1 pseudogene is annotated in these 501 nt (G+C 66.5%); it reads left to right on the forward strand.

Annotation, left to right across the window (positions count from 1 at the left end):
• Positions 1–363: pseudogene (locus B2J89_RS21665) on the forward strand (tetratricopeptide repeat protein); the annotation flags it as partial.
• Between the last annotated feature and the right edge of the window lie 138 nt (positions 364–501).

Consider the following 501-nt stretch of genomic DNA (forward strand, 5'->3'; position numbering starts at 1 on the left):
CCGCTGTCTGCCGCCGACGAGGCGGCCGCCACCGCGCTGTACTGGTCGGTGATCCAGCAGGACGTGCCGCTGGTGGACCTGGACGTGGCCACCGCGGTGATGGAGCAGGCCGTGCGCCACAACCCCTGGGTGGGCGAGCCGCAGATGGTGCTGGCGCAGCTCTACCTGTCGGCGGGTCGCCAGGCCGAGGCGCGGCAGGCGGCCGAGAGCGCGCTGCAGATGTTCAGCGCGTGGGGCAATGCGTGGGACAAGCGCGTGCAGTGGGACGCCTGGGTGGCCTGGACGCGCATCCTGCTGCAGTCGGCAGAAGGGGGCTGGCCCGAGCGGCTCGACAAGCTCAACAACGTCGCGCTGCGCACCTGATTCCTTATGTCGCCATCGCGTAAGGAAATGAAAACATAGTCGTTGGGGTTGGATAGGGGCAACCCTAAGATCGGTGCATCTCTGACTGAAAGGTGTTTCCGTGAACAAGCGCTCCCTCCTGCAATCCGCCCTCGCACT

This window comes from Acidovorax sp. SRB_24 (assembly GCF_012931925.1).